Annotated in this window: 5 protein-coding genes and 1 pseudogene; all 6 read right to left on the bottom strand. The window is 74.7% G+C overall.

Annotation, left to right across the window (positions count from 1 at the left end; all coding sequences use genetic code 11):
- Positions 1-62 precede the first annotated feature (62 nt).
- On the bottom strand, positions 63-1,280 hold the full coding sequence (metK, locus tag HMPREF3099_RS07755; protein ID WP_070705450.1) for a methionine adenosyltransferase: 1,218 nt from the start codon (positions 1,278-1,280) through the stop codon (positions 63-65).
- Positions 1,281-1,379: 99 nt separating this feature from the next.
- A complete protein-coding gene (gene coaBC / locus HMPREF3099_RS07760; protein ID WP_070705451.1) occupies positions 1,380-2,624 on the bottom strand; it encodes a bifunctional phosphopantothenoylcysteine decarboxylase/phosphopantothenate--cysteine ligase CoaBC in 1,245 nt (414 codons plus the stop codon).
- Between the two features lie 164 nt (positions 2,625-2,788).
- Positions 2,789-3,028, bottom strand: a pseudogene (rpoZ, locus tag HMPREF3099_RS13745) (DNA-directed RNA polymerase subunit omega); the annotation flags it as partial.
- An 83-nt stretch (positions 3,029-3,111) separates the two neighbouring features.
- A complete protein-coding gene (gmk, locus tag HMPREF3099_RS07770; RefSeq protein ID WP_070705452.1) occupies positions 3,112-3,711 on the bottom strand; it encodes a guanylate kinase in 600 nt (199 codons plus the stop codon).
- Positions 3,708-4,031 carry an integration host factor, actinobacterial type gene (mihF, locus tag HMPREF3099_RS07775; RefSeq protein ID WP_070705453.1) on the bottom strand — a complete coding sequence of 108 codons (324 nt, stop codon included), beginning with the start codon at positions 4,029-4,031 and terminating at the stop codon, positions 3,708-3,710. Before mihF ends, gmk begins: the two co-directional genes overlap by 4 nt.
- Positions 4,032-4,087: 56 nt before the next feature.
- Positions 4,088-4,903, bottom strand: an 816-nt coding sequence (gene pyrF, locus HMPREF3099_RS07780) for an orotidine-5'-phosphate decarboxylase (protein ID WP_070705454.1), incomplete at its 5' end; no start/stop codon positions are given.

The raw sequence follows: 4,903 nt of genomic DNA on the forward strand, positions 1-4,903 counted from the left end.
CGGGGCCGTGCGCTGCACGGCCAGGCCGGGGACCGGGAGCAGGCCCTCCTCCACGGCGCCACTCAGGCGTGCGCCAGGCGCTGCAGCGCCTCCACCCGGTCGGTGCGCTCCCACGGGAAGGCGCGGGCCACGCCGCTGGCGGTGGTCCGGCCGAAGTGCCCGTAGGCCGAGGTGGGCAGGTAGATCGGGCGCTTGAGGCCCAGCGCGTCCACGATGGCCGCCGGGCGCAGGTCGAAGACCTCGTCGATGGCGTGCTCGATGCGCTCCACCGGCACGGTGTGGGTGCCGAAGGTCTCCACGTAGAGGCCGACCGGGCGCGCGGCACCGATGGCGTAGGCCACCTGGATCTCGCAGCGCGCGGCCAGCCCCGCGGCCACCACGTTCTTGGCCACCCACCGCATCGCGTAGGCGGCGGAGCGGTCCACCTTCGACGGGTCCTTGCCGGAGAAGGCGCCACCGCCGTGGCGGGCCATGCCGCCGTAGGTGTCCACGATGATCTTGCGCCCGGTGAGCCCGGCATCGCCCATGGGCCCACCGATGGTGAAGATGCCCGTCGGGTTGATGAGCTGGCGGGTGCTGCTCGTGTCGAGCTCCACACCCGACTCGGCGAGGTTCTCCAGCACCGGCCCGATGACGTGCTCCCGCAGGTCGGGGGTGAGCAGCGCCTCCAGCGGCACCCCCGGGGCGTGCTGCGTGGAGAGCACGATGGTGTCGAGCCGCGCCGGGCGGTCGCCGTCGTACTCGACGGTCACCTGGGTCTTGCCGTCGGGGCGCAGGTAGTCCAGCGTGCCGTCCTGCCGCACCTGGGCCAGCCGCTTGCTCAGCCGGTGGGCCAGCGAGATGGGCAGCGGCAGCAGCTCGGGGGTGTCGTCACAGGCGTACCCGAACATCAGGCCCTGGTCACCGGCGCCCTGCCGGTCGTACTTCTCCGAGGCGCCCTCCCGGGCCTCGAAGGAGTCGTCCACGCCGGCGGCGATGTCGACGCTCTGGTCGCCGATGCTCACCTCGACGCCGCAGGTGCGTCCGTCGAAGCCCTTCTCGGAGCTGTCGTAGCCGATCTTGATGATGGTGTCGCGCACCACCCGCGGGATGTCCACGTACCCCGAGGTGCGCACCTCGCCGGCCACGTGCACCAGCCCGGTGGTGACCATGGTCTCCACGGCCACCCGCGCGTCCGGGTCCTGCCGCAGCATCTCGTCCAGGATCGCATCGCTGATCTGGTCGCAGATCTTGTCGGGGTGTCCCTCGGTGACGGACTCGGACGAGAAGAGACGTGCCATGGGTGCTCCTTGTGCAGCGGCTGCTGTCTGACGGGTGCGCCGGGTTGACGCGGGCGACAGCCTAGACCCCTCCACCGACGACCTCGGCCCGGCTGCAGCTCAGCCCAGCAGGGGCGTCACGGCCTCGCACACCGCCCGGGCGGCCTCGTCCTTGGACACCGGGCCCACCGTGCGCACCGGGCCGTCGGGGGTGAGCAGGTGCACCGTGGTGTCCTCCTGCCCGAAGACCACGCCCACGCCCACCTCGTTGGCCACGAGGAGGTCCACGCCCTTGCGGGCCAGCTTGGCGCGCGCGTGGTCGAGCACCGAGCCGTGCTCGTCGCCGGTCTCCGCGGCGAAGCCGACCACCACCTGCCGTCGCTCCTGCGGGTGCTGCGCGGCCTCGGCGTCGCGGCGGCGCACGGCCCCTGCGAGCACGTCGGGCGTCCGCTCGAGCTCCAGGGTGAGCCCGGCACCGTCGTCCTGCTTCTTGATCTTGGTGGTCGCCACCTGCGCGGGCCGGTAGTCGGCCACGGCGGCGGCCATGACCAGCAGGTCCGCCCCGGCCTCGTGGAACTCCCGTCCCACGGCGGCCTCGAGGTCGGCGGCGCTCGGCGTGTCCACCACCCGCACCCCCTCCGGCGCCGGCACCTCGACCGCCGCCTGCAGCACGGTCACCTCAGCGCCCAGGTCGCGTGCGGCGCGGGCCACGGCCATGCCCATGCGCCCCGAGGAGGCGTTGCCCAGGAAGCGCACCGGGTCCAGGGCCTCCCGGGTCCCGCCGGCGCTCACCACCACGCGGCGACCGGCCCACGGCAGCTCACCCGAGCCCGCGTCCGCGGCCCCCACCTGCGCCAGCGCCTCGGCGTGGATCACCTCGGGGTCCGGCAGGCGGCCGGGGCCGGTGTCGCTGCCGGTCAGGCGCCCGCTCGCGGGCTCGATGACGTGCACGCCCCGGGAGCGCAGCGTGGCCACGTTCGCCTGCGTGGCCGGGTGCTGCCACATCTCGGTGTGCATGGCCGGGGCCACCACCACCGGGCAGGTGGCCGTGACCAGCGTGGTGGTCAGCAGGTCGTCGGCCATGCCGGCGGCCATCCGGGCCAGCAGGTCGGCGGTCGCGGGGGCCACCACCACGAGCTCGGCCTCCTTGCCCACGCGCACGTGCTGCACCGACGGCACGTCGGTGAACACGTCGGTGGCCACGGGGTGCCCGGAGAGGGCCTCCCAGGTGGGGGCGCCCACGAAGCGCAGCGCCGCCGCCGTGGGCAGTACGCGCACGTCGTGCCCGCCCTCGGTGAACAGGCGGCACAGGCTCGCGGCCTTGTAGGCGGCGATGCCGCCGGCAACCCCCAGGACGACGCGCATCAGGCCTCGTCGATGCCGTCCGCGTCCTGCGTGCCCTCGACCACGTCGACGGACTCGGCCGGGGCCACCTCGTCGGTGGAGTCGGCGACCGCGGTGATCTCCTCGGGCTCCTCGGACACGCCGTCCTCGCCCAGCTCGGGCACGTCAGTGCGCACGGTGCGGACCAGCTTGTCGGCGTTGATCTCCTTGAGCGCCACCGAGAGCGGCTTGTCGGAGGCCTCGGCCTCCACCAGCGGGCCCACGTACTCCAGCAGGCCCTCCTTGAGCTGCGCGTAGTAGGCGTTGATCTGGCGGGCGCGCTTGGCCGAGTAGATGACCAGGGCGTACTTGGAGTCGACGTGCTTGAGCAGGTCGTCGATGGGCGGGTTGGTCACGCCGATGGGGGCGGCCTTGGTGCCGGACATGGATCCTCCTTGGATCGGGGCGGTGGTGGCGACGGCGTCGTCGCACGGGCCTCCCGGCGGGCGGGAGGCGGGTCGGCGGGTGGTCAGGGAACCCGGCGGTCGGCGGGGACCGGCGGCGGGTCGAGGAGCAAGTCTACGAGGTCGGCACCGGCACGCTCGACGGACTCGTTGACGATGCTGACGTCGAACCAGTCCCGGGCGGCCAGCTCGCGCTCGGCGGTGGCCAGGCGGCGCTCCCGCTCCTCGGCGTCCTCGGTGCCCCGGCCCACGAGGCGGCGCACCAGCTCGTCCCAGCTCGGCGGGGCGAGGAAGACGAAGAGAGCGTCCGGCATCGCCTCACGCACCTGGCGGGCCCCCTGGAGGTCGATCTCCAGCAGCGCGGGACGGCCCTGCTCCAACGCGCTCTCCACCGGGTCGCGCGGGGTGCCGTAGGAGTGCACCCCGTGCACGACGGCGTGCTCGAGCATCCGCCCGTCCTCGACCATCCGCGAGAACTCCTGTGGGGTCACGAAGTGGTAGGTGGAGCCGTCCACCTCGCCGGGCCGGGGGTCGCGGGTGGTCGCGGACACCGACACCCACACCTCGGGGTGGTGCTCACGGACCCACTGGCAGACGGTCCCCTTGCCCACCGCCGTGGGGCCGGCCAGCACCACGAGGCGCCGCTGGGGCGCGTCGGCGGTCACCGCGCCACCGCCGCGAAGCGGTCGCTGAGCCGGGCCACCTGGTGCACGCCCAGGCCGCGCAGCCGGCGCGAGGGGGCGATGCCCAACTCGGCCAGCACCTGACCGGCACGCACCGGGCCGATGCCGGGCAGGCACTCCAGCAGCACCGACACCCGGATCTTGGCCACGGCCTCGTCGTGCTCGGCGGCCTGCAGCACCTCCCCGATGCTCAGGGCACCCCGGGCGACGGCCGCCTTGACCTCGGCCCGCCGGTGGCGGGCGGCGACGGCGGCGTCCAGAGCGGCCCGACGCTGGTCGGCCGTGAGGTCGGGAAGGGTCACGTGCTGCTCCTGCTCTGCGGGGGACACCGCAGGGTACCGGTGGTGCACGGTGGCCCTCAACGCCCCGGCCCCTCCCCCGCTGTGAGCTCCCGCTGCCAGCCCTCGACGGCCTGCACGAGCGTCTCGACCGAGCCGGCGTGACGGAGCAGGTCACGGCTCACCGAGGCCAGCACGCGGTCGGACTCGTCACCGAACACGCCACGCAGGTCGGCGGCCGAGCCGCCCTGCGCGCCGAAGCCCGGGGCCAGCAGGGGCGCCGCGCCGCCGGCCAGCGGCAGGGTCTCCAGCGCGTCGCGCACGGTGATGCCCACCACGAGGCCCACGTCGCCCTCGAACTGCTCGGCCCACCGGGCCACCCCGGCGGCCACCGTCAGGCCGTCGTCGCGACGCGCGCCCTGGAGCGGGCCGGCCTCCGGGTTGGAGGTGCGGCAGAGCACGAACGCCCCGGCGCCGTCGGCCCGGGCGGCCTCGACCACGCCGCGCAGGGCGTCCTCGCCCAGGTAGGGGCTGAGGGTCACCGCGTCGCAGCGCAGCGGGGCGCCCTCGCCGAACCAGGCCCGGGCGTAGGCGGCGTTGGTGCTGCCGATGTCGCCGCGCTTGGCGTCGAGCAGCACCAGCGCGCCGGCCTCCCGCAGCGCCGCCATCGTGTCCTCGAGCACCGCGATGCCGCGGGAGCCGAAGGCCTCGAAGAAGGAGACCTGGGGCTTCACCACGGCCACCCGGCCCGCGAACGCCGCGACGCAACGCTCGGCGAAGGTGGCCAGGCCCGCCGGGTCCACCCCGAGGCCGAGGTCGCGCAGCAGGCTCGGGTGCGGGTCGATGCCGGCGCACAGTCTCCCGTGCGCGGCCACGGCCTGCCGCAGCCGGGCCCC

Origin of the sequence: Kytococcus sp. HMSC28H12, assembly GCF_001816045.1 — a bacterium.
In the GTDB taxonomy this organism is placed as follows: domain Bacteria; phylum Actinomycetota; class Actinomycetes; order Actinomycetales; family Dermatophilaceae; genus Kytococcus; species Kytococcus schroeteri.